Here is a 432-nt window from a genome sequence, read left to right as displayed (position 1 = left end):
GGAGCTTCTCGAAGCCGGCCTGGTCGACGAAGTCACGGCGGACCGGGTCCTGAAGGTCCTGGGTCCAGTCGATCCGGATGGCGTTCTTGATGTGGTTCTTGTCGTAGGCGGACGTGTCCTCGTCCACCTCGACGATCGCGATGGTCGGGTCGTCCAGGTTCTCCTGGAGCCAATCGGCGTCGACCAGGACGTCGTTGCGAGCCATGCTGTTCTCCTCCGGGGCAGTTGCGGGGGGCGTGCGGGTATGAGGGTGCGCACGCGCCCAGGCCGGGGCGGCGCACGGGTTCCCTGGGCGGGAACGGAGCGGGAATGCGGACGGAGGACGCGTCCGCTCAGAAGGTGCGACAGTGCATGGCGGCGACGCGGCACAGGTCCACTGCCCGCCGCTTCGTGAGATCCGCCTGTCCCCTCGGACGGAGGACGCTCGTCTGA

The 432-nt window shown here is 68.3% G+C and carries 2 protein-coding genes; both read right to left on the bottom strand.

Annotation, left to right across the window (positions count from 1 at the left end):
• Window positions 1-205: rhodanese-like domain-containing protein (locus LPA54_RS39520; protein WP_267488026.1), on the bottom strand; the 205-nt coding region annotated here is incomplete at its 3' end.
• 127 nt (window positions 206-332) lie between these two features.
• Window positions 333-432, bottom strand: a 100-nt coding sequence (locus LPA54_RS43310) for a putative leader peptide (protein WP_368857907.1), incomplete at its 5' end; no start/stop codon positions are given.

The sequence above is a fragment of the Streptomyces sp. DH12 genome, assembly GCF_020873895.1.
Taxonomy (GTDB): Bacteria; Actinomycetota; Actinomycetes; order Streptomycetales; family Streptomycetaceae; genus Streptomyces.
The sequence above is the reverse complement of the archived record's forward strand: the minus strand, read 5'-3'. Positions and strand labels throughout refer to the sequence as shown.